Source organism: Roseovarius sp., from assembly GCF_040219995.1.
Classification (GTDB): Bacteria; Pseudomonadota; Alphaproteobacteria; order Rhodobacterales; family Rhodobacteraceae; genus Roseovarius.
Window position 1 is genome coordinate 1 of the sequence record NZ_JAVJUC010000035.1, and the last position, 22,465, is coordinate 22,465.

The 22,465-nt window shown below is 63.0% G+C and carries 20 protein-coding genes, 1 tRNA gene and 1 pseudogene; 9 read left to right on the top strand and 13 right to left on the bottom strand.

What is annotated here, in order from left to right:
• Both RID11_RS15070 and RID11_RS15075 read right to left on the bottom strand, forming a co-directional pair.
• Positions 1 to 185 (bottom strand): hypothetical protein (locus RID11_RS15070; protein ID WP_350140758.1); only part of this gene is annotated, 185 nt, incomplete at its 3' end.
• Positions 154 to 2,838 (bottom strand): UvrD-helicase domain-containing protein, encoded by a 2,685-nt coding sequence (locus RID11_RS15075; protein ID WP_350140756.1) that lies wholly within the window; start codon positions 2,836 to 2,838, stop codon positions 154 to 156. The genes RID11_RS15075 and RID11_RS15070, both read right to left, overlap by 32 nt.
• A gap of 744 nt (positions 2,839 to 3,582) precedes the next feature.
• On the opposite strand from RID11_RS15075, the gene RID11_RS15080 reads away from it, so the two are divergent.
• Positions 3,583 to 3,798: a hypothetical protein gene (locus tag RID11_RS15080; protein WP_350140637.1), complete on the top strand. Its 216-nt coding sequence runs from the start codon at positions 3,583 to 3,585 to the stop codon at positions 3,796 to 3,798.
• A gap of 125 nt (positions 3,799 to 3,923) precedes the next feature.
• Positions 3,924 to 4,838, top strand: a complete 915-nt coding sequence (locus tag RID11_RS15085) for a tyrosine-type recombinase/integrase (protein ID WP_350140639.1) — start codon at positions 3,924 to 3,926, stop codon at positions 4,836 to 4,838.
• 55 nt (positions 4,839 to 4,893) lie between these two features.
• Here RID11_RS15085 and RID11_RS15090 read toward each other — a convergent pair.
• Positions 4,894 to 4,970, bottom strand: a tRNA-Met gene (locus RID11_RS15090).
• Between the two features lie 103 nt (positions 4,971 to 5,073).
• Here RID11_RS15090 and RID11_RS15095 point away from each other — a divergent pair.
• A complete protein-coding gene (locus RID11_RS15095; protein ID WP_350140641.1) occupies positions 5,074 to 6,501 on the top strand; it encodes an FAD-binding oxidoreductase in 1,428 nt (475 codons plus the stop codon).
• 13 nt (positions 6,502 to 6,514) lie between these two features.
• Here RID11_RS15095 and hemC read toward each other — a convergent pair whose 3' ends face one another.
• Positions 6,515 to 7,462 (bottom strand): hydroxymethylbilane synthase, encoded by a 948-nt coding sequence (hemC, locus tag RID11_RS15100; RefSeq protein ID WP_350140643.1) that lies wholly within the window; start codon positions 7,460 to 7,462, stop codon positions 6,515 to 6,517.
• A gap of 95 nt (positions 7,463 to 7,557) precedes the next feature.
• On the opposite strand from hemC, the gene hemE reads away from it, so the two are divergent.
• Positions 7,558 to 8,592 carry a uroporphyrinogen decarboxylase gene (hemE, locus tag RID11_RS15105; RefSeq protein WP_350140645.1) on the top strand — a complete coding sequence of 345 codons (1,035 nt, stop codon included), beginning with the start codon at positions 7,558 to 7,560 and terminating at the stop codon, positions 8,590 to 8,592.
• 27 nt (positions 8,593 to 8,619) lie between these two features.
• Here the strand turns inward: hemE and RID11_RS15110 are convergent, their stop codons facing one another.
• From RID11_RS15110 to RID11_RS15140, 7 genes are all read right to left on the bottom strand, one after another.
• On the bottom strand, positions 8,620 to 9,060 hold the full coding sequence (locus RID11_RS15110; RefSeq protein WP_350140647.1) for a molybdenum cofactor biosynthesis protein MoaE: 441 nt from the start codon (positions 9,058 to 9,060) through the stop codon (positions 8,620 to 8,622).
• Positions 9,061 to 9,076: 16 nt separating this feature from the next.
• Positions 9,077 to 9,322, bottom strand: coding sequence for a molybdopterin converting factor subunit 1 (moaD, locus tag RID11_RS15115; RefSeq protein WP_350140649.1), 246 nt, complete (start codon positions 9,320 to 9,322; stop codon positions 9,077 to 9,079).
• The gene (gene pgsA / locus RID11_RS15120) at positions 9,322 to 9,987 is read right to left on the bottom strand and encodes a CDP-diacylglycerol--glycerol-3-phosphate 3-phosphatidyltransferase (RefSeq protein WP_350140651.1); all 666 of its coding nucleotides are present in this window, start codon (positions 9,985 to 9,987) and stop codon (positions 9,322 to 9,324) included. Before pgsA ends, moaD begins: the two co-directional genes overlap by 1 nt.
• Positions 9,988 to 10,035: 48 nt before the next feature.
• Complete coding sequence (locus RID11_RS15125) at positions 10,036 to 10,797, bottom strand: enoyl-CoA hydratase/isomerase family protein (RefSeq protein WP_350140653.1); 762 nt, start codon at positions 10,795 to 10,797, stop codon at positions 10,036 to 10,038.
• Positions 10,794 to 12,098, bottom strand: a complete 1,305-nt coding sequence (locus tag RID11_RS15130) for a phenylacetate--CoA ligase family protein (RefSeq protein ID WP_350140655.1) — start codon at positions 12,096 to 12,098, stop codon at positions 10,794 to 10,796. The genes RID11_RS15125 and RID11_RS15130 overlap by 4 nt, the downstream gene beginning before the upstream one ends.
• Entirely contained in the window at positions 12,095 to 12,742 is a 648-nt protein-coding gene (locus RID11_RS15135; RefSeq protein ID WP_350140657.1) for a TetR/AcrR family transcriptional regulator, read from the bottom strand. The genes RID11_RS15130 and RID11_RS15135 overlap by 4 nt, the downstream gene beginning before the upstream one ends.
• A gap of 99 nt (positions 12,743 to 12,841) precedes the next feature.
• Entirely contained in the window at positions 12,842 to 13,669 is an 828-nt protein-coding gene (locus RID11_RS15140) for an SDH family Clp fold serine proteinase (RefSeq protein ID WP_350140659.1), read from the bottom strand.
• A 164-nt stretch (positions 13,670 to 13,833) separates the two neighbouring features.
• On the opposite strand from RID11_RS15140, the gene RID11_RS15145 reads away from it, so the two are divergent.
• Both RID11_RS15145 and RID11_RS15150 read left to right on the top strand, forming a co-directional pair.
• Positions 13,834 to 14,175, top strand: a complete 342-nt coding sequence (locus tag RID11_RS15145; protein WP_350140661.1) for a hypothetical protein — start codon at positions 13,834 to 13,836, stop codon at positions 14,173 to 14,175.
• A gap of 246 nt (positions 14,176 to 14,421) precedes the next feature.
• Positions 14,422 to 16,263 (top strand): type I secretion protein, encoded by a 1,842-nt coding sequence (locus RID11_RS15150; RefSeq protein ID WP_350140663.1) that lies wholly within the window; start codon positions 14,422 to 14,424, stop codon positions 16,261 to 16,263.
• A 14-nt stretch (positions 16,264 to 16,277) separates the two neighbouring features.
• Here RID11_RS15150 and RID11_RS15155 read toward each other — a convergent pair whose 3' ends face one another.
• On the bottom strand, positions 16,278 to 17,108 hold the full coding sequence (locus RID11_RS15155) for an ABC transporter permease (protein ID WP_350140665.1): 831 nt from the start codon (positions 17,106 to 17,108) through the stop codon (positions 16,278 to 16,280).
• Positions 17,109 to 17,295: 187 nt separating this feature from the next.
• Here RID11_RS15155 and RID11_RS15160 point away from each other — a divergent pair, with 187 nt between their 5' ends.
• On the top strand, positions 17,296 to 17,880 hold the full coding sequence (locus RID11_RS15160; protein ID WP_350140667.1) for a GcrA family cell cycle regulator: 585 nt from the start codon (positions 17,296 to 17,298) through the stop codon (positions 17,878 to 17,880).
• Between the two features lie 198 nt (positions 17,881 to 18,078).
• Here the strand turns inward: RID11_RS15160 and RID11_RS15165 are convergent, their stop codons facing one another.
• Positions 18,079 to 19,677 (bottom strand): phosphoenolpyruvate carboxykinase, encoded by a 1,599-nt coding sequence (locus RID11_RS15165; RefSeq protein ID WP_350140669.1) that lies wholly within the window; start codon positions 19,675 to 19,677, stop codon positions 18,079 to 18,081.
• A gap of 369 nt (positions 19,678 to 20,046) precedes the next feature.
• Here RID11_RS15165 and RID11_RS15170 point away from each other — a divergent pair.
• Positions 20,047 to 20,749, top strand: a pseudogene (locus RID11_RS15170) (response regulator transcription factor).
• Positions 20,749 to 22,461 carry an ATP-binding protein gene (locus RID11_RS15175; protein ID WP_350140671.1) on the top strand — a complete coding sequence of 571 codons (1,713 nt, stop codon included), beginning with the start codon at positions 20,749 to 20,751 and terminating at the stop codon, positions 22,459 to 22,461. The pseudogene RID11_RS15170 and the gene RID11_RS15175 overlap by 1 nt, the downstream one beginning before the upstream one ends.
• Positions 22,462 to 22,465 lie beyond the last annotated feature (4 nt).

A 22,465-nucleotide genomic window follows, 5' to 3' on the forward strand; every position in this document is an offset into this window, starting at 1 on the left:
CGCGCTGCGCCATCTGAAAGCTCCGCACGGATGTCGGTTGCTCCACCTGCGCCAATCGGCGTATCAAACCAAAGGGCTCCGGTTCCGGCTGGATGAAAGTTCAGTGGCAGGTCACACGTAGCAAAGGCGGCTGGGTCGCGCTCTTTCTGCGTATCATGCGCTTTTCTGCAGCTTGGCTTTGCCATCACAGTCTGGGAAGCGGACACAGCCGAGAAATGCTCCATAGCGGCCGCGCCGTTCGACAAGCCATCCTGCGTCACAACTGGGGCAAGCCTGCTGGCTCTCGCCGCAATCACCACAAATCATTTCTCCACTGGTTTCGGAACGGACCGGGAGGCCGACACCGCAGGCCGGACAAGCCGGCATGCGACTGCCGCACAGCTTCACTTGCTCGCAGCGATACCAGTCGCGACCGTCCTTTCCGGCCATGTGAAGCAGACGCCCGCCGCAACCCGGACAGGTGTGGGTGTGCTTCTGAGCCTCCAGGGGCACGACCACGCCGAATTCGGGCTCTTTCATCAGCTCCTCGACGAAGACGGAGGGACGCGCCTCGGATGCAAGGATGGTCACGGTTCGCCGGGCCCGGGTCACGGCGACATACATGACGCGCCGCTCTTCGGCATTCGGATAGGGCTCGGCCTCGGGCGATACCAAGCTGAGCAAAGGGTCGTCCACGATCATCGATGGGAAGCCCATCTTGGCGTTGTCGGCACCGAGGATGATGACGTGATCGGCCTCGAGGCCCTTTGATGCATGGATGGTCTTGAAGGTGATCGTCGCCCCGGGGTTTTGGCGCTGAAGCCGCCCGACATCAGGCCTCAGGAACCGATATCGCCCGAGGATCAGGATTGACGGCTTCCCGCCACCCTTCCCTTCTGTGGCGGCAAGAAAAGCCACGGCGTCATTCAAGGTCGTCTCCCCGGTGTCGCGGCGCGTCCAGGCGATCCTGATAGAAGGCTCGTCCGTCTCACCTGCCGGGATCACCGTCTTGGTGATTTGAGCGGGGTTACGGAGAACGAAGCGGCGAGCCGCCAATGCGATCTTGTCGACTGATCGGAAGGTCCGGCCGAGATCGACCGTGCGGTGGACCCCCGTGGCTCCTGCATAGGTGCCGCCGAATTCCGCGCCGAAGTTGCGCATGATATGGATGTCCGACCCGGCGAAGCGGTAGATCGATTGCCAGTCATCGCCGACGGCAAACATTTTGGCATCGGAATGCTGGCGCTTGAGTGCCTGGATCAGCTTCGCACGTCCGGTCGAGATATCCTGGAACTCGTCGACGAGGATATGCCGAAACGGGCTCTGGTAGCGTCCGCTTTCGACGAGGGCCGTGGCGCGGTTCACCATGTCCTCGAAGTCGATCCGATCACCGAGGCGGGACTGATACTCGCGGAACACGGCCCCGAATATCTTGAGGAAGGCCTCGGCCCGCTTGCCCATCTTCAGCGTCTGCGCCTTGTCTGAACAGTCCTCGACCCGGTAGCCGCCGTTCTTGAAGTGGCGCAGGAAGGTGCCCATCAGCGAGGTGAAGCTATCCACCACCCCGACCTCGGCGACGCGATCGTAGATCTCGATATCGGGGATCGGCCGCAGCGTGACGTGGGGTTCGAGCTTTTCGGCAAGCGCGTCGAGCAGTCGGCCCTCTTCACGCTCCCAGCTGTAGGTTTCCACCAGAACCGTCTCGTGCTCGGCATGGACCTGCCGTTTCCAATCCATGCTCTCGAGATATTCCTGGCGATCGACGTAAGGGGCCGTCGTCAGCTCCTCCTTGCCGTCCCTGCCGCGTTTCTTGCGCACGCCGAAATGCTCAATGTAGATGCCGCTCTCTGTCAGCCGGAAATCAGGCGTGTAGACGCGGCGCCCGGTCTTCTGGAGTTTGTGCTCGTAGCTCGGCTCGTATTCATAGGCGATGCCGTTCCGGAAGAGCCAGTTGGCGATCAGCAGCTCTTCGAAGCTGTTCACGGTCTCGCCTTGCAGCGTCCGCAGGTTGCGGCTCTCGATCTGCGCATACCATTCGTGCTTAGTCTTGAAGTCCCACTCGGAGGGAAAATCGTCAAAGAAGCCGGCGAACCAGCCGATAACTGTCCGCGCGATGTCACTGGCGGTCGCCACGACGTGCCGCAGGATCTCCTTCATGAGCGACAAGAACGCGTTGTCGTCTGTCGCTGTCGGCGCCAACGGCGGCTTCTCGCCTTCCACCTCACCGATTATCTCATAGGCCAACGCGTGGAATGTGCGAGCTGCCACGGAAACCCCGCACCTGGCTTCGATCCGCTCCGACATCTCGGTCGCTGCGTCTTTCGCGAAGGCAAGCAGCAGGAGTTCGCTTGGCTTCCGTATCTCCGCCTTCACGAGGTAAGCCGCCTTGGCGGTGATCACGCTGGTCTTGCCCGATCCTGCGCCAGCCAGAACCAGAGTCGCATCTTCGTCGACGACAACCGACAGGCGCTGTTCCGGCGTCAGAGGCAAGGACTCGACCGTGTCGAAGAAATCTTTCCATCGAAGCAGCTGAGCTTCCACGAATGCCTCGATTGACTCGTCCCGGGCGGCATTCGGATCGGATGCAAACGCCATGATCGGGGCAATTCGGGACATCACCTTGGCGCCGACGGCCTCGGCATTCAGCTTGGACAGCACACGTCTGTTCAGATCGGCAGCATCGCGGGCCAGCGGCGCTACGTGGCATGCTGCAGGATAAGCATCCGACACCTTGAGCGCATCGAGCGCATGCAGGATGCGCCGGACGGCTGCGTCCTCCTTTTCCAGCTCCGCACGGTTGAAATCCGTCCATGCGCTGGCAGCCGCCTCCGCGAATTTCCTGGCCGTAGACGTCTCCACCGCTGGCAAGGTCAGGTTTCGGCCACCCCCAAGATCGAGCGAAAGCGACGTTGAGAGAAGGCCCTTCCTCACCGATGGGCGCGTCGCGATAGCTTCAAACCCTATCCAGGGCGAACCAGCCCCGCGTGCCGCAATACCCTTTTCTTGCAATGTGAGGGATCTTGGATGTCGGCCCAGAGGGTCGACCAGGAACCCCAAGAAGGATTTTGAGGTGAGATTCATGTGCACCGCATTGCCAGTCTTTCCAGAGGTGTAGCAGATATCTGACAGCGGGGAACCTTGTGGGGCGCATTTCAGGCGCCAATGGGCGCCTGCCTTGTTCATTTATGCCCGGCAATGCACTCGAACCGGGCGAAAGACGGCGGAAAGCGGGCTTTCGCTGCACATGGCGGAACCGCAGCTATCGCTTTATCCGATCTATTTGACCATTTGCGCTGGTAGCCGTCTCGGAGATGGCGTTGCGCCGGCCTTGGTGCTTCACCGGCATGCAGACATCGAATGGTACTACAGTACCATTCGCTGGGTGTATAAAGACTGCGCGAGTGCTGAGATAGTCAGCCAAACCCTTGAAGCAAAATTGGCACACTGCATCTGATTGGTCGCTATCGTCTTCCGTTGACGCGCTTACTCTATCGAGCGTTGCTGCTCACTCTAATCTGACATAAATATCACGCAAACGTGATTTATGTTTCAGCAATCCGAGCATCGAACCGCTATAGCAGAGGTATCGAAGCGAGGTGTATCATGGGAAAACGCAAAAGTAGCTTCACTGTCAGCGATGTTAAAAGAGCTGTGACAGCTGTTTCAGGCTCGGGGCTGACGGTGTTCGGCGTGACTATCAGCAACGACGGAAGCATCAGGATTGATACGGCAGCCAACGAGGGAGGGCGTGTTGTCGATACTGGCTCGAGTTCTTTCGATCAGTGGAAATCGAAGCGTGCTGCATTGGGCAACGATTGATGCGTGTCCAATTGAAGGGCATTAACTCCATCCGGAAGAAGCTCTCAGATGGATCAGTGCGCGTTTACTATTATGCTTGGAAGGGTGGTCCACGTTTGCCTGGGAGACCCGGAGATCCTGAGTTCGTGGACGCCTATCATACAGCCGTTCGAGAGCGACGCTCGCAGCCAGAAGGCACTTTGCAGGCCATTCTGAACGCTTACCAGGAAAGCCAGAAGTTTCAGGACCTCGCTCCGCGGACCCAAAAGGATTACGTGCGTCACATTCGGAAGATCGAGGGGGAATATCACGACTTTCCTCTCACAGCTCTTTCGGACCGAGGTGCGAGAGGCGAATTCCTGACATGGCGGGACAGGATGGCCAAGACATCTCGACGCCAAGCTGACTATACCTACTCAGTGCTAGCTCTGATAATTGCTTGGGCGTATGATCGCGGTCTCGTGCCTGCAAATCCGTGCGAGCGTCCTGGCAAAGTCTATAGGTCTAAGAGGATCGACAGCATCTGGACGACACAGGATGAAGCCGCGTTTCTGAAGGTAGCCCCCTCGCATATCGGCCTTGCCTTTATGCTCGCGCTCTGGACTGGCCAGCGCCAAGGAGATCTGCTGCGTTTGCCCTGGTCTGCTTATGATGGCCAGAGGATTCGCCTCCGGCAGCGTAAGACTGGTGCTCGTGTTGAAATTCCTGTTGGTAGGCCGTTGCGCGCTGTACTGGACCAGACATCGAGGAACGCAGTCACGATACTGGCAACGAGCAGGAACACCTCATGGACGGAGTCGGGCTTCAGGGCGTCCTGGGGCAAAGCCTGCAAGAAAGCAGGGGTGGAGGACGTGACGTTTCACGATCTTCGCGGCACCGCCGTAACCAGACTGGCTGTAGCGGGCTGCAGTGTCCCCGAAATCGCCTCCATTACCGGGCATAGCCTGAAGCAGGTCACCGCGATCCTCGATGCGCACTACTTGAGCCGGGATTCGAAGCTTGGGATCTCAGCGATCCAGAAGCTGGAGGCGCACGAAAAAGGAACAAAATCTCCCAACTGACCTCCCAACTTTGGGAAAGCGTCCGGTCGCCTGTTGCCTAAGTGGTTGAAAAATTTGGTAGCGGAGGAGGGACTTGAACCCCCGACACGCGGATTATGATTCCGCTGCTCTAACCAACTGAGCTACTCCGCCAAACCGTGGCGCTAGTTAGGATAGGCGGGCGGGAGCGTCAAGGTGGAAAATGCCCGCGCTTGACGAACTTGTGGCGGTCCGGGCTTTGCCGCAGTATCGGCGCATGACAAATGCGAATGATCCCGTCCTTGACGACTTGCGCAACCTGATCGGGGCCCGCCAGGTGCGGACCGGCACCGCTATGGCCCCTTGGTCACGCGATTGGGCCGGTCAGACGGACTGGCGGCCGCGTGCGGTGCTGCACCCCGCCGATGCGCAGGAGGTGGCGGCCCTCCTGCGGCTCGCCAACCGGTGTGGCCTGCCGGTGGTGCCAGTCTCGGGCAATACCAACCTCGTCAAGGGCACGCGCGCCGAAGGCGCGCTGATGCTGTCGCTGGCGCGGCTGAACGCGATCCGCGAAATCCGGCCTGAGGCGCGTATCGCGGTGGTCGAGGCCGGGGTGGTGGTCGAGGCCCTGCAACAGGCCGCCCAAGCGCATGACCTGCTCTTCCCGCTCAGCTTCGGAGCGCGCGGATCGGCCATGGTGGGGGGCGTGCTGTCGACCAATGCGGGCGGCGCGAATGTGCTGCGCTACGGCAATACCCGCGATCTGTGCCTGGGGCTGGAGGTGGTCACGCCGACGGGCGAGGTGATGAACCTGATGAGCGCGCTGCACAAGAACAACGCGGGCTATGACCTGCGCCACCTGATGATCGGCGCCGAGGGCACGCTTGGCATCATCACCGCTGCCGTGTTCAAGCTCTTCCCGCGGGTGCGCGCCCATGCCACGGCGATGGTGGCGGTGCCCTCGGTCGGCGTGGCGCTGCGGCTGCTCAACCGCTTGCAGGACGACACCGGCGGCGCGGTCGAGGCGTTCGAATACATGCCGCGCAGCTTTCTGGACGCGCTCCTGCAGCGCTTTCCCGAGATGCGCCCGCCCTTTGCCAAGCGGCACGCGGTCAACGTGCTGGTGGAACTGGGCGCGCGCGCACCGCGTGACGTGACACCGGGGCCAGACGGGGAACTGCCCGTCGTGGCGCAGTTGGAGGCGGTGCTGGCCGCCGCCTATGAGGCGGGCGAGGTGCTGGATGCGACCGTGGCGCAGAACGCCGCGCAACGGGCCGAGATCTGGGCGAGGCGCGAGGCCTCGGCGCAAATCCTGCGGATGCGCAGCCCGGTGGTGGAAAATGACATCGCCGTGGCCACCGACCGGATGGAGACGCTGTTGCAGCGCATCGAAACGGTGAGCCACGCAATTGATCCCGGCATCGAGAATACCGGCGTCGCGCATCTGGGCGATGGCAACCTGCATTACGTGGGCTGGCCATCGCGCGACGATCCGGCGCTGTGCCGTGCCATTCAGGAAGCGGTCGAGGCGGAGGTGATCGCCCTTGGCGGCAGCTTCTCGGCAGAGCATGGCATCGGCCTCTCGAAGCGCCCGGCGATGGCGGCGCACAAGGATCCGGTCGCGCTGGCCACGATGCGCGCGATCAAGGCGGCGCTCGATCCCAACGGCATTCTCAACCCCGGCAAGGTCTTGCCCGACCCGTGATCCGCCCCGGCCCTCACTCGCGCCAGTCAAAGAATCCTTCGCCCGCCTGCGACAGCAGCTTGGCGGCCATCGCGCGGCCCAGGTCCGCGCCATCCTCGATCGGCGCGCTCTGGTCGTCGCTCAGGCATTCGCTGCCATCGGGGCGCAGGATTTCACCGCGCAGGCGCAGCGTGCCGCCCGACAATTCCGCAAGCCCCGCAATCGGCGTCTCGCAAGACCCGTCAAGAGCGGCGAGAAAGGCGCGTTCGGCGGCGAGCCGCTGGCCGGTTTGCGTGTCATGCAGCGCGCTCAGCATCTCGGCGGCGCGGTGGTCGTCGGCGCGCCGCTCGATGCCGATGGCACCCTGCGCCACGGCGGGTAGCATCACCTCGGGGGCAATCGCCGCGGTCGCCACATCGGCGCGGTCCAGCCGGTTCAGCCCAGCCATGGCGAGGAAGGTGCAGGCGGCAACGCCGTCGTCGAGTTTCTTCAGCCGGGTCTGCACGTTGCCGCGAAATTCCACGACCTCCAGATGCGGATAGGCGACCAGAACCTGCGCGCGGCGGCGCAGCGACGAGGTTCCGACTCTGGCCCCCGCTGGCAGGTCGGCAAGCGCGGGTGCATGGGGCGAGACGAAGGCATCCCGCACATCCTCGCGCGGCAGGTAGGTGTCGAGCAACAGCCCCCCGGGCTGCAGCACCGGCATGTCCTTCATCGAATGCACCGCGATGTCGATCTCGCCGGTCAAGAGCGCCTCTTCGATCTCGCGGGTGAACAGCCCCTTGCCGCCGATCTCTTTCAGCGGGCGGTCAATGATCCGGTCGCCGGTCGTCTTTATGACCGAGATTTCAAAGGCATCCTCGGGCAGATCAAAGGCGGCCTGCAGCCGCGCGCGGGTCTCGTGCGCCTGCGCGAGCGCGAGCGGCGAGCCGCGTGTGCCGATCTTGAACGGTTTGGTCGGGGTGGGCAGATCACGTGTCATGACGAAGGTTTAGACGCGACAAAGGGAGGTGACAAGCGGCGTGATGCTTGACATCGGCTGCGGGGGCGGCGACGAGACTTAAAACGGAGGAATTCATGCCCGCTCAAAAGACCATTCTGCGCGCCCTTGCCGGCGAGACCCTGCCCACCCCACCCATTTGGATGATGCGTCAGGCGGGACGCTACCTGCCGGAATATCGCGCGACGCGGGCGCAAGCCGGGGATTTCCTGTCGCTGTGCTATAACAGCGATCTGGCGACCGAGGTGACGCTGCAACCGATCCGGCGCTATGGCTTTGACGCGGCGATCCTGTTTGCCGATATCCTGCTTTTGCCACAGGCGCTTGGCGCGGATCTGTGGTTCGTCACCGGCGAAGGGCCACGGCTCTCGACGATCACGGATCAGGCCGGGTTCGACAAGCTGAAACCGGTCGAGGAGATCCAAGAGACGCTGAACCCGATCTACCAGACGGTGCGCAATCTGGCGGGCGAACTGCCAAAGGACGTGACGCTGATCGGCTTTGCGGGGGCACCCTGGACGGTGGCGACCTACATGATCGCGGGCAAGGGCACGCCGGATCAGGGCCCCGCGCATGCGCTCAAGGCCGAGAACAGGCCGGTCTTCGAGGCGATCATCGACCGGCTGACCGAAGGCACCATCGAGTATCTGTCATGCCAGATCGAGGCCGGGGCGGAGGTGGTTAAAATCTTCGACAGTTGGGCGGGCTCGCTCAAGGACGAGGATTTCGACCGCTACGCCCTGGCCCCCGCCAAGCGCATCATCGCCGAGTTGAAGGCGCGGCATCCGGGCATTCCGGTCATCGCCTTCCCGCGTCAGGCGGGCGACAAGTATATCGGCTTCCACGAGAAATCCGGGGCGGATTGCGTCGCGGTGGACGATTCCGTGACCGCCGAGTGGGTGGCGCAGCATGTGCAGCCGTCGGGTTGCGTGCAGGGCAATCTCAAATCCTCGCATATGGTGACCGGCGGCGACGATCTGGTGCGCGAGACCCTCAAGATCGTCGAGGCGTTGAAGAACGGGCCGCATATCTTCAACCTCGGTCACGGGATCACACCGGATGCCGATCCGGAAAATGTACAACTGATGATCGACACGGTGCGCGGGGCCTGAGCTGGGCCTGGTGTAGGGGCGCGCCGCCTACCAGCGGCTGAGCGCGTCCTCGTCCTCATCCCGTGCGGCGACCCAATCGGCCCCCGCATCTGTCACCTCCTTCTTCCAGAAAGGTGCGCGGGACTTGAGGAAATCCATCAGGAACTCGGCGGCCTGAAAGGCATCTGTTCGGTGGCGCGAGGCGGTGGCGACCATCATGATCATCTCGTCGGGGGCAAGGCGGCCGTGGCGGTGCAGGATCAGCGCATCGCCGATCTGCCAGCGGCTCGCGGCCTCGTCGGCGATGGCGCGCAGGGCCTTTTCGGTCATGCCGGGGTAATGCTCGATCTCCATCGCATCGAGATCGCCGCCAAGGTCGCGGACGATGCCGGTGAAGGTCACGACCGCGCCCATGCCAGTCTGGCGCGCGGCAAAGGCATTGGCCTCGGCCCCGAGATCGAAGGGCGCCTCCTGCACGCGAATATCCATCGTCTGAGCCTCCGGGTTACCCGCCGGTCATCGGCGGAAAGAATGCCACTTCGCGCGCGCCGGTGAGCGGCGCGTCGAAATCCCGCAACTCCTGATCGACGGCGACGCGCAGCACCGTGAGGTCGGAGAAGGCGGCGGCATAGCGATCCTCGCGCGCGCGCAACTCCTCGACGAGATCCATCACCGTTGCGGGGGCGCTGTCCACCCGGTCCTTGGGGTGGCCGATGCGTTCGCGCACCCATGCGAAATAGAGCACATCCATCAGTGTTCATCCTTCAGATGCGGCGTGGCCTTGCGCAGATAGTCCACGCCTGTGATCAGCGTCAGCCCGGCGGCCAGCCAAAGCAGCCAGATGCCCAGATGCCCGGCCCAGACCATGCCGTGATATTTCCACCAGAGACCATGAAGATCCTCGGTGCGTCCGGCGAGAATGTCGGCCACGATCTCGTTGTCCATGCCGAAGACCGACATTCCGAAATAATGCTCGAACACACCCTGCGCAAAGAGCACGGCAATGGCGACCATCTGCGCCGTGGTCTTCCACTTGGCCAGTTTCGTGACCTTGAGCGTGCCCGCCGTATCCCCAAGATATTCACGCAGGCCCGAGACGAAAACCTCTCGGAACAAAATAACCGTGGCGGGCAGCACCAGCCAGGGCGACATCGAGGAATAGCCGACGATCACCATCAGCGCGATCACCACCATCGCCTTGTCGGCGATCGGGTCGAGCATGGTGCCGATCCGGGTGACCTGTTTCCAGCTGCGCGCGAGATAGCCGTCGAACCAGTCGGTGATCGCGGCACTGACGAACAGAATGAGTGCGAACCAGTCGGCATAGGGCCGGGTGAAATAGAGAAACATCACCGCCACGGCGGGGGCCGCCAGCAGGCGCAGCATGGTCAGGATATTCGGCAAGGTCCATGTCATGGCACGGTTCTAGCCTGTCGCGTTGCCAAGGGAAAGCGCAGTCGGCATCTAAAAATCGCTGAGGCGGCGGGTGGTTTCGGGGTCCATGAAGCCCGCGACGGTGGCCTCGGTCTCAAGGTCCATGGCGCGGCGCAGATCGGGTGTCGCGGTGGCATTGAGCACCCGCTTCATCGCCCGCACCGAGAGCGGCGGGAGTTGGGCCAGGCGGCGGGCGGTGGTGTGGGCGGTGTCGAGCAGGTCGGCATCGGGGGCGGTTTTCCACGCCAGCCCCATCTGATGCAGCGTTGCGGCCTCGTAGCGGTCGCCGAAGGTGAGCATCTCGCGGGCGCACGCCAGCCCGACGAGCGCGGGCAAGAGCGCGGTCACCCCGCCGGTCACGAAGAGGTTGAGCGTGACCTCGGGGAAAAAGCCGCGCGCGCTGTCGGCCCAAATCGGGAAATCGCAGTTGATCGCCCATTCGAAGCCGCCACCCACGGCCCAGCCGTTGATCGCGCCAACCACGGGTTTCGGCCCGAATGTGATCGCAAGGGTGGCGCGCTGGATCGCCAGCACCAGATCGCGTGCCTCCGCCTCCGATGAGGGGTGGACATGATCCTGCCGGTCATCGCCCGCGCAGAACGCCTTGCCCGCGCCGGTCAGCACGATGGCGCGGGTCTCGGGGTCGGCATTGGCGTCGTCGAAGGCGCGCGCCACGTCGTCGATCAATGCCCGGTTCATCGCGTTGAGCCGGTCGGGACGGTTGAGGGTGATGCGGCGCACGGCGCCCTCGTGTAACGCGCTCAGCACCGTGTCATAGGTGAAATCGGTCATGGATATGTCCTTTGCACACGGCGGGTCTTGCCCTCGGTCAGCGGGAAGGTGCCGTACGGCACCAGCGTGATGCGCGCGCTCGCGCCGAGGTCGCGCTTGATGGCCTGCGCCACCTCTTCGGCCAGCCCCGGCGCGGCGTCCTGCCCCTTGGCCAGTTCCGCCGTAACCGGCAGGCTGTCATGGGGCGGGGGCGTGTCGAGTGATATGCGGTAATCGCCGGAGAGCGCGTCGAACCGGTTGAGCACGGCGGCGACCATGGTGGGAAAAAGGTTGAGGCCGCGTACCACCACCATGTCGTCCGAGCGCCCAACCACGCGAAACCGAAACCCCGTACGCCCGCAGGAACAGGAGGCGGTTTCGTCCACGGTGATGATGTCGCCGCTGCGAAACCGCACCAGCGGCTGACAGTCGCGCACCAGATGGGTCAGAACCAGTTCGCCGGTCTGTCCTGCCATGAGGGGCAGGGGCGTGCCGCTCTCGGGTTCGATCAGTTCTGGCCAGAGCACGTCGGCCGCCATGAAATGCAGGCGTGTGTCATGCTCGCATTGCGCCGCGAAATTGCAGAACACGTCCGAGACGCCGTAATTGGCGTTGCGCGGCTCCATCCCCCAGACGTCCTTCAGACGGGCGCGAAAGGCCGGATCGTCCAGCCCCGCCTCACCGCCGAACAGCCCTAGTTTCAACCCGAGGTCGCGGGGGGTGAGATTGGGGAATTTCTCGGCGATGACACGCTCGAGCACCGCCGGATAGGACGGCGTGCAGGAGATCGCGGTGATCCCGACCTCGCGGATGGTGCGCACCAGCAGATCGGTCGCGCCCACGCCAAACGGGACCACCAGCGCGCCGGTGGCCTGTAGCGTCATGTGATCGGTGAGGCCCCCCATCCACATCTGGTAATTCAGGCAATGCACCACCGTGTGATCGGGCGTCAGCCCGGCGGAGGATTGACAGCGCCCGCCCACGGCCTCGGTCACCGCGCAATCGCGTGCCGAGAGGGCAAGGTTCATCGCCTGCCCGGTGGTGCCCGAGGTGCGGTGCAGGCGCACCGCGTTGTGGCGGGACGCGGCCATGTAATGACCGAAGGGCGGGTGATCGGCCTGCGCCACGCGCAGTTGCGCCTTGTCCGAGACGGGCAGGGCGGGCAGGTCAGCGAGATCGGCGGGCGGGCGCGCGCCTTGCCAAAGGTCACGGTAAAAGGCCGAGTGGCGGGCGACGTAATCGCCCTGAACGGCCCAGGCGGCGGCCTGATGGGCGCGCAGCCGGTCTTGGCTTGCGAATTCGGCTTGGTCGAGCAGGCTCATGGCTGCAATCCCCGTTCCCAGAGTGTGGTAAGCGTGCCGATCACCGCCGCACGGTCGGTCGAGACCGCAACCAGCCCCGGCTCGGCGGAGAGGTGGAGGCTGGAGAGGTAGTGATCGGTCATGCCGCCAAGCGCATAGGCGCGGCGGGTGAGTTCGGCCTCGGACAGCGTGTCACACCCTTCGCGGGCGTGGCGACGGCGGGTGGCCCTGACCACGGTGGCGATCCAGTCGCGGTTGAGCCGGTGAAAGGCGGCGCGCGCCGCCGGGAATGCGTAGAGATGATGAATCAGGCATTTCATCAGCCCGCGATTGACCTCGAACAGGGTGACGTAGGCCTCGGTCGCGGCGCGCATCGGCGCATCGGGGTGGGTGTGGCCTGCGTCGATCATGCGGGTTTGCAGAAAGCTGGCGAAGCCTTGCAGCAGGTCGTCGAGAAGCTGCGCCTGATCGGGAAAGTAGAGGTAGAACGTGCCGTTGGCGATGCCCGCTTCGCGGCAGATGGCGGCGATGGTCAGATCCTGCGGCGCACAGTGTTCCAGCAGGTGACACGCGGCGATACGAATGGCCTGCGCGGTGCGCTGCCCCTTGGGTAGATGGATGGCCTCGGCGGCAAGACTCTGTGGGTAGCAGTGAGACGGGGGCATGGGGGCACGATAATTTATGAAGATGAATTCATGTTCATATTTTTGAGCGACATGTCAAGATGATTTGCTATGATCGCGGACTCGCCTGTTGCTGCCTGTTCAGCCCATGCGGCGCCCCGGCGGGTCGAAGGGCAGGAACTCGACCGCCGACTGCTTGACCGGAGCGGGGTAGAGTTTCATCAGGTCGAGCACCTCCTGCGGCAGGCCAACAGTGACCGCGAGGCCAAGCGACGTGGCCTCTTCCGGGGTGAGGGCGTAGTCATGCGTCCATGTCCCCGAGGCGAGTTTAGCGGCCAGCGCCTCGGCCTCGGCGCGCTCCATGCGCGGGGTCATGATCTCGACCGCGCCGCGCTTGACCTGCGCGGTGGCCTTCTCGCTGACATCGGCGAGCACCAGCGCCAGATCCGAGACATGTTCCACCGGCTTGGCATCTCGTGCGGCAAGGATCGAGGCGGCGGAGACGCCCATGATCTGCGGGTCGATGGGGCCGAGCATGGAAAACTCGCCCATCACGATCTCGTCGGCGGCGAGCGCAATGAGCGTGCCGCCCGACATCGCATAGATCGGTACGAAGACCGTCACCTTGGCGGGATGCGCCTCGACTGCGCGGGCGATCTGCATGGCGGCGAGCACAAGGCCGCCGGGGGTGTGCAGCACCAGGTCGATGGGCATGTCGCGCGGCGTCGCCTTGATCGCGGAGATAATGGATTGGGCATCCTCCAGCCCGATCATGCTGGACATGTTGAAGCCGAACAGGCTGCGCTTTTCCTGCCGATGGATCATGGTGATGACCCGGCTGCGCCGGCGTGTCTCGATGTTGCGGATGGCCCGTGCGCGACGCAGGGCGAACATCCGCCCGGTCATAAGCGGTTGCAGCATCATCGCGAGAAAAGCGAGGACGATGAGGGTAGAAAGGTTAAGTTCCATACACTTGCCTTGCGTTTGGATATGTGTCGGGTCGGGTTTTGGCACATCTGTTGCAATCAAAGAGCGGTAGGTGAATTGAAAAATCAGACGGGATGCTACAATGATGGCAATCGGTTCAATGTCTCGGAAAGAGACGTGTAAGACAAGTCCAAGAGGCGCGGGCGATGAAACAGGTTGTTATTCTACTCATGATCCTCGGCTTGTCGGGCTGTGGCGGGGCAAACCGGTTTGGCGGAGATGTCCGTGCGGCGCGGCCCATGGCCTCGGGGCCGATTTCGGATGCCTGCCTGCAATCGGATCGCAAGGCACGGTCACGCGCGCTCTGCGGCTGTATTCAGGCCGTGGCCAACGATACGCTTAGCGGACGCGACCAGCGCCGCGCCGTCAGCTTCTACCGCGATCCGCATTCCGCACAGGAAATCCGGCAATCGGACCGTCCCGGCGACGAACGCTTCTGGCGCGTATACACCACATATGCCGAGCAGGCGGAGCGCATCTGCGTCTGATGCGCTCCGCCCGGTTCGGGCCCGAGACCCTTCTGAAACATCCCTGTTCAAGCCTTGCGCGCCTCAATCTCCGTGTCGCCGCAAGGTATATTTTTCCCGTTAAACGTGAAAAATAGTTGCCTTTCTCGGAGATTTTGCCCTAATTAACGTGAAATTTCACATGACACGGGAGTTTGTGATCCGAATGGATCGCACCCTCGCGCCGCGCCCTGCCGGTGTCGAGCCCTATGGAAGTGGAGTGTCGGGATGACGTTCAATCTTGCTCTCGAAGAGATCGCGCAGAACGCCTACACGTCAGCGCATTTCGGCGGCAACATCCTTGCCACCGGGGACCGTCTGGGGGCCGATGGCACGTTTGACGAGACCGCCGAAGCGCTCAACATCGAGTTTCTGCGCTATCCCGGCGGAGCGCTCACCGAATCCTGCGGCTGTGTCTACGAGGCGGCGCGCGCGACCGGCGACGAGACGGGCTGGGATGTCGACACGCGCAGCACCCCGGACGCGCTTTTGCCGATGACGGAGATGTTCGGCTATGCCGAAGACGCGGGCATCGCGGTGACGGTGGTGTTGCCGACGCGTGATTTCCTGTCCTCTGAAAAGGATACCAATGGCGACCGCTACGCCGATGTGGACGAGGACGCCGTGCGGCTTCTGGTCAGTGACGTGATGAGCGGCAAATTCGGCGGCATGCCTGAAATCCAGTCTTTCGAGATCGGCAATGAATACTGGGGCAGCGGCGAGATGAACGCCGTGGAATACGGGCGTGTGGCCTCGGAAATGGCGACGATCATCAATGACGAGATGACGAGGCACCCCAACGCCTTCCAGTTCGAGACGACCGACATCCTCGTTCAGATGGGAATGAACTACGGCTATTCGAACCTGTCGAACAGTTTCGAAGGCACGGCGGAGGAACAGCTTGCGGCCGTCAATGAGATCTACGGGCTCAACCTGTCGCCCGGTGACTACATCTATTCCTCCGGCAACGTGGCCTGGCCCAAGGTCAATAACGCGATCATCGTCAACGAGTTCGGCACCGAAGCCGAGCGCGAGAGCATCGACGCCGTGGTCGCACATATCTATTCGCGTGGCGATGAGACACCCAACAGCCGGTACTTCGAGTTGTCGCAGATCGACGACACCTGGCGCGAGGCAATGCCCGATCTTGAGGTCTACGCCACCGAATGGAACCTCAAGCGGTCGGTCAGTGATGATCGCCAGGACGAGTTCGGCCTGAAACAGGCGCATGAGATGCTGAATATCGTCGAGGCGTTCGAATGGGGCGGCGTGACGGCGGCGCATGTCTGGCCGGTTCAGATGAACAGCCGGACCGGGCTGGCCAAGGGGGAAGGCGATGGCGATCTGCGCGTCGCCGGTGAGATGTTCCGGATCATGAGCGAGACATTGCCCGGCACCCGCCCGCTGTCACTGGTGGGCCGCGAACGGCGCGAAACCGAGATCGAAGGCGACACGGCGGATGTCCACAGTTTTTTCGCCGATGACCGGCTGATGACCTATCTGGCCTCGACCTCGGACGAGACGAAGGAACAGGTGGTTGATTTCAGCAACCTCGTCAGTTCTGCCGAAAGCGTCTCGATCACGCGGCTGGGGGTGGCCGAAGGCGAAAACCCCACCTCGACCAATGCAGAGCCGCGCGTGACGCAAGACGACCCCGAAGCGCTGTTCGAGGATGGTGTGTTGATGACCGATCTGGCCCCGCACGAGATTCTGGTGATCGAGATGTCGAACCCGGTCTATACGCAGGAACTTTACAGCGTGGCCGGGGCATCTGAGGAGCTCGATCCGGTGATCGGGGAGCTGATGATAGAGGGCACACCGCAAGCCGAGGCGGCGGAGCCGGAGCTGTTGTCACTCCTGATGCGTGCCGGAGGGAATGGCCCGGACGATAACGAGGATGAGGGCGAGGCGACCCTGCCAGGCCTGCCGGTGCTGCCCCCGCAAGAGCCGCCATCCGAGGACGAGGGCACGGCCGCGGTGGCGGACGATGGTGATGACGGGGGCGGCGGAGGAATGGGGTTCCTCGGTCTTGCATTGCTGCCGCTTTTGTTGCTGGCGGGCGCGGGCTGAAGCCAGCGTGCACATCACGCCTTGAGCCGGTAGCCCCGTGCCAGCATCCACCAAGCCAGCAGGCAGACCGCGAGGGTCGATCCCGTACCGACCGCAAGACCCAGCATCGGCCCGCTGTCGGAGACACCGATCACCCCAAAGCGCACGCCGTCGATCAGGTAGAAGACCGGGTTGAAATGGGTGATCGAATAGAGCCCCGCTGGCAGCGCCTCGACCGAGTAGAACGTGCCCGACAGAAACGCCAGCGGTGTCACTACGAAATTGGTGATCGCCGCCATCTGGTCGAACTTGTTGGCGAAAATCCCCGCGACGATGCCGACCCCGCTCATGAAGGTCGCGCCAAGCAGCACGAAGATCAGCGCCCAGACCGGGTGCGCCGGGACAATGCCGAGCACCACGAACAGCCCTGCGCTGATCGCGAACGCCACGAACACACCGCGCCCGATACCCCCCGCGAGATAGCCCAGCACCAACTCGCCGCCCGACAGGGGCGGCATCAGCGTGTCGACGATATTGCCCTGCACCTTGGAGATCACGATCGAGGACGAGGTATTGGCAAACGCGTTCTGGATCACTGTCATCATCAGGATACCCGGCGCGATGAAGGTGGTGAAGTCCACGCCCATCACATCACCCCGGCGTGGCCCGATGGCGATGGAGAAGATTACCATGAAGAGGCCCGCCGTGATCAGCGGGGCCAGCAGCGTCTGTGTCCAGACCGCGAGGAAGCGGCGGTTTTCGCGCTCGGCCAGTGTCATCAGGCCCAGCCAATTGACCCGGCCAAAGCGGCGGGTGCCCATCTCGGCAGGGCCGGTGGTGGCTGTCTCGGTCGTGTGGTCTCTCATGGGGGCTCCCGGCCTGAAGGTTTGGCGTGAAAACTGCGCGTGGATGGGTGCGTGGACGATTCGATGCCTTGTAACTCACACACCAGTGATTAGAATAGGGCCTCGATCCGAATGACAAGGCGGCGGGCCAATGGCCGGGCCGCCTTTTGATGCCGTAAGATGCAGAACCTGATGCAAGGAAGCCCCGATGTCGTGGAATGACGAACGCGTAGAGCTGTTGAAGAAGATGTGGGGCGAGGGGCAATCCGCCAGCCAGATCGCGAAGGAGTTGGGCGGTGTGACGCGCAACGCGGTGATCGGCAAGGTGCATCGCCTCGGCCTGTCCAATCGCAACGGCTCTGGCGCGTCGGGTGCGGCGAGTGAGGCAAAGCCCGCGCCCGCCGCCGAGGCCAAGCCCAAGCCTGCGCCAAAGCCTGCCCCCAAGCCTGCGCCGAAACCCGCCGCCAAGACCGAGGCCCCGGCCGAGGCCGCCCCGGCCCCCGTCTCGCGGATCAAGGCGATCATCCCGGCAGGCCAGCCCCTGCCGCCACAGCCCTCGGCCAATGAGATCGATCCCGAGGCGCTCGCCAAGGTGAGCGAGATCGAGAAGAAGGCCAAGCGGCTGACATTGATGGAACTGACCGAGCGCACCTGTAAATGGCCGGTGGGCGACCCCGCGACCGATGATTTCTGGTTCTGCGGTCTGCCGGTGCAGGCAGGCAAGCCCTATTGCGAAGCGCATGTCGGCGTCGCGTTCCAGCCGATGTCGAACCGGCGCGACCGCAAGCGCTGAGCTTTTCCGAAAGGATGAAACAAGGTGCCCCGGTCATCATGCCGGGGCGCTTTGTTTTGGTTGCTTTCTGGCCTGTTGCGGACCTTGGAGCGAACCGCGCATCGCGCGGGTGCCTCAATCAGAAGTCCGCGTCAGACCACATTCTTGTGTCTCGACAAGAAGGTCCGGCCCCGGGCCTCGGGCCCGGGACCTCATCAATCAACCGATGGCCGCTGCCTTGACGTCCTCGTCGATGAACGGGACGTATTGCGCGAAATTGTCGGCGAACATCTGCACCAGCTTGGCCGCCTGACGGTCATAGGCTGCCGGGTCGTCCCAGGTGCGGCGCGGGTCGAGCAGCACTTCGGCCACGTCCGGTACGGCCACCGGCACGTCAAAGCCGAAATTCTCGTCCTTGCGGAATTCCACATCGCCGAGTGAGCCGTCGAGTGCCGCCGTCAGCAGCGCGCGCGTCGCCTGGATGGGCATGCGCGAGCCGGTGCCATAGGCACCGCCGGTCCAGCCGGTATTGACCAGCCAGCAGGTCGCGCCGTGCTTGGCGATCTTGGCTTTCAGCAGGTTGCCATAGGCCTCGGGGCGGCGCGGCATGAAGGGCGCGCCAAAGCAGGTAGAGAAGGTCGGCTCGGGCTCGGTCACGCCGCGCTCCGTGCCTGCCACCTTGGAAGTGAAGCCCGACAGGAAGTGATACATCGCCTGTGCCGGTGTCAGCCGCGCGATGGGCGGCAGCACGCCAAAGGCGTCGCAGGTCAGCATGATGATGTTCTTGGGATGCCCGCCAAGCGCCGTCTCGGAGGCGTTGGAGATATAGTGCAGCGGGTAGGCGCAGCGCATGTTCGCCGTCAGGCTGTCATCCGCAAAGTCGAGTTCGAGCGTGTCCTCGTCGAACACCATGTTCTCGATCACCGTGCCGAATTTCGACGTTGTGGCGTAGATTTCAGGCTCTGCATCGGGATCGAGGTTGATCGTCTTGGCATAGCAGCCGCCCTCGAAATTGAAGGTGCCCCGATCCGACCAGCCATGCTCGTCATCGCCGATCAGCGTGCGCGCGGGATCGGCCGAAAGCGTCGTCTTGCCGGTGCCCGACAGGCCAAAGAACACGGCGGTGTCGACCGGGTTGCCCTTGGCATGGTTGGCCGAGCAATGCATCGGCATGATGCCCTTTTCAGGCAGCAGGTAGTTGAGCAGGGTGAACACGGATTTCTTGTTCTCGCCCGCGTATTCGGTGCCTCCCACGAGGATCATCTTGCGCTCGAAATTCATCGCGATGACGGTTTCGCTGCGGCAGTCATGCTTGGCGGGGTCCGCCTTGAAGCCGGGGCAGTTGATCAGCGTGAAATCGGCGATAAAGCTGTCGAGCGTCTCGCGTTCGGGTCGGCGCAGCATGGTGCGGTTGAACAGGCTGTGCCAGGCCAGTTCCGAGATCATACGCACATTGATCGAATGCGCCGGATCGGCCCCGCCAACGAGGTCCTGCACGTAATAGTCACCGTCCTTCATATAGGCGAGCATGTCGTTGTAGAGCGCGTCGAACCCCTGCGCCGACATGGCGGCGTTATTCTCCCACCAGATGCTGCTAGCGACGTTGTCGGTCTTGACGATGTGCTTGTCCTTGGGCGACCGGCCGGTGAATTTGCCGGTGGTCACGAGGAATGCGCCGCCATTGCCGAGGGTGCCTTCGCCGCGCTTGAGCGCGGCCTCGATCAGCGCCGGTTCGATGAGGTTGTAATAGACATTGCCCAGCCCGGTGATGCCCTGATCTTCGAGCCGGAATTGCGGGTTTACCCGTCCGAATGTCATGTTGCCTTGCTCCTGTTCGTCGAATCCGCGGAAACGCGGGATCAGAGAGGGGGCGCCGGCGGGCGGCGCCGGTCGGGCACCTTGCCCGGCTGCGCGCGTCTTAACATGACGTTTCCGTAAAATAACAGGGCGGTTTCACGCAGTTAGCGCAACCACGGTCAAGTTAGCGCAACCAGATGGCTGTTAGCCAAAACGCGGGTCGCCCTCTCGGAGAAAAGTGAGTCAATTTAGCCATTCGCAACAATTTTTTGCCCCAATGGGGCGGCGCGACCCCGGTGATTCGCAGTTTTGGATTGATAATGCAGTGGGAAAAGGCACATAATGGCACAAAAAATGCAGGTAATCTGAGCAGCAATAAGGAATAAAGCAATGTCCAGGATCGCCCTTGTGGACGATGACAGGAATATTCTGACATCCGTAGCGATGACACTCGAGGCCGAAGGTTTCGAGGTGGAAACATATAATGACGGGCAACAGGCCTTCGACGCGTTCAGCAAGAAATTGCCGGACATGGCCGTGCTCGACATCAAGATGCCGCGCATGGACGGGATGGACCTGTTGCAGCGTCTGCGCCAGAAATCGCAGATGCCGGTGATTTTCCTGACCTCCAAGGATGACGAGATCGACGAGGTTCTTGGCCTGCGCATGGGGGGCCGACGACTATGTGAAAAAGCCGTTTTCCCAACGGCTTCTGGTGGAGCGCATCCGCGCGCTCCTGCGGCGGCAGGATGCGCAGAACGGCGAGGTCGTGGCCGAAACCGAAGAGACCAAGGTGATCGAGCGCGGCTATCTGCGGATGGACCCGCTGCGCCACGCGGTAAGCTGGAAAGGGCAGGACGTGTCGCTGACCGTGACTGAGTTTTTGCTGTTGCAGGCCCTCGCGCAGCGCCCCGGTTTCGTCAAGAGTCGCGATCAGCTGATGGATGTGGCCTATGACGATCAGGTCTATGTCGACGACCGCACCATCGACAGCCATATCAAGCGTCTGCGCAAGAAATTGCGCGTGGTTGATGCCGAATTCTCGGCGATCGAGACGCTTTATGGTATCGGATATCGGTACAACGAAGAATAATGACCCTTGCCGAGGGGATAGACGTGCGCGATTTGCCGCCGCGAAAAGACAGCGATCTCGTCCTTGGGGATGATTTCGTGGCCCCCGACCGTGTCGATGAGGCCGAACTGACCGCGCGCCGCGCGCGGCGCGGCTTCCTATCGCTGCGCGAATCCTCGCTGACACGCAAGATCGTCACATTCAACCTCATCGCGCTCAACGTGCTGGTCGTGGGCATCCTATATCTCAGCGGGTCGCATGACACGATGGTTAGGCAGCGCGTCGATAGCCTGACGCAGAACGCGGCGCTGATGTCGGACGTGGTCGAGGCCCGGCTTCCGGCGACGGCACCGATCAATTTCGCCACCGGCGACGGGCTTGATGTCGAGGACACGCTGGCGCGCCTCAATGTCGAGACCGGCACCGAGTTGTTACTGTTTGACCGCACCGGCATGCTGTTGGGGCAAAAATCCGGCAACGTGTCGCGCCGCGGTGCAGACCGCGCACTGCCGGCAACGCCGATGACGGATTTCCTCGGACGGTTTTGGGACTGGATGTCGGCCCCGTTCTCGGGCGGCCCTGACGCCGACGCCGTGCGCAGCCTAGAGGGCATGGTCCGTGATATGGTTGACTCGGCGGTGGCCGACGGCGTGCAGGTGCGCAGTGCCGCTGGGCCGAGCGGCACGATCCTTTCGGCGGCAGCCCCGGTTTTGCAGGGCAATACACCGGTCGCGGTGGTGGCGCTGGCCAATGCCTCGGGCGAAATCGACAAGCTTGCGCGGGTCGAGCGCGAGCGCGTCTTGCAGATGTTCCTGATCGCCACGTTGATTTCGGTCGGGCTCAGCCTGATCCTCGCCTCGACCATCTCGAACCCGCTTGCCGACCTGGCCGCAGCCGCCGAGATCGGGCGTGAGCGCAACCGCCAAAAGGGTGCGGGCGGGCGCATCCGCATTCCCGACCTTACCGCGCGGCCCGATGAGATCGGGCGTCTCTCGGGTGCGCTCCGGGGCATGGTCGGTGCGCTTTACCACAGGATCGAGAGTAACGAGCAATTCGCCGCCGATGTGGCGCATGAGATCAAGAACCCGTTGGCGAGCCTGCGCTCGGCAGTGGGCACGATGCGCATCGCCAAGCGTGAGGATCAGCGCGAGCGCCTGCTGGAGGTGATCGAACATGACGTGCGCCGCCTCGACCGACTGGTCAGCGACATTTCCAACGCATCGCGGCTGGACAGCGAGTTGGTGAAGGAAGAGCAGGAAGCGTTCGACCTGCTGACGATGCTGCGCAATCTGGGCCAGTATCTGGGCGAGGAAGCCGAGAAGAAGAGCGTCGATTTCATCACCGATTTCCCCGAACAGCCCATTGTCATCACCGGGCTGGAGGCGCGTCTGGCGCAGGTATTCGTCAACCTGATCACCAATGCGATCAGTTTCTGTGAAGAGGGCGACGCGATCCGGGTCTGGGCCCGGCGGCGCGCCAACCGGGTGCTGGTCGTGGTCGAGGATACCGGCCCGGGCATTCCGGATCAGGCGCTGGAAAAGGTGTTTCAACGCTTCTACTCCGAGCGGCCCGAGGGCGATTTCGGCAACAATTCCGGGCTGGGCCTGGCGATTTCCAAGCAGATCGTCGAGGCGCATGACGGTGTGATCTGGGCCGAGAACATCCGTCCCACACATGCCGATGCCACCTCCGATCCGCTGGGCGCGCGCTTTGTCGTGGGCCTGCCGGTCTGATCCG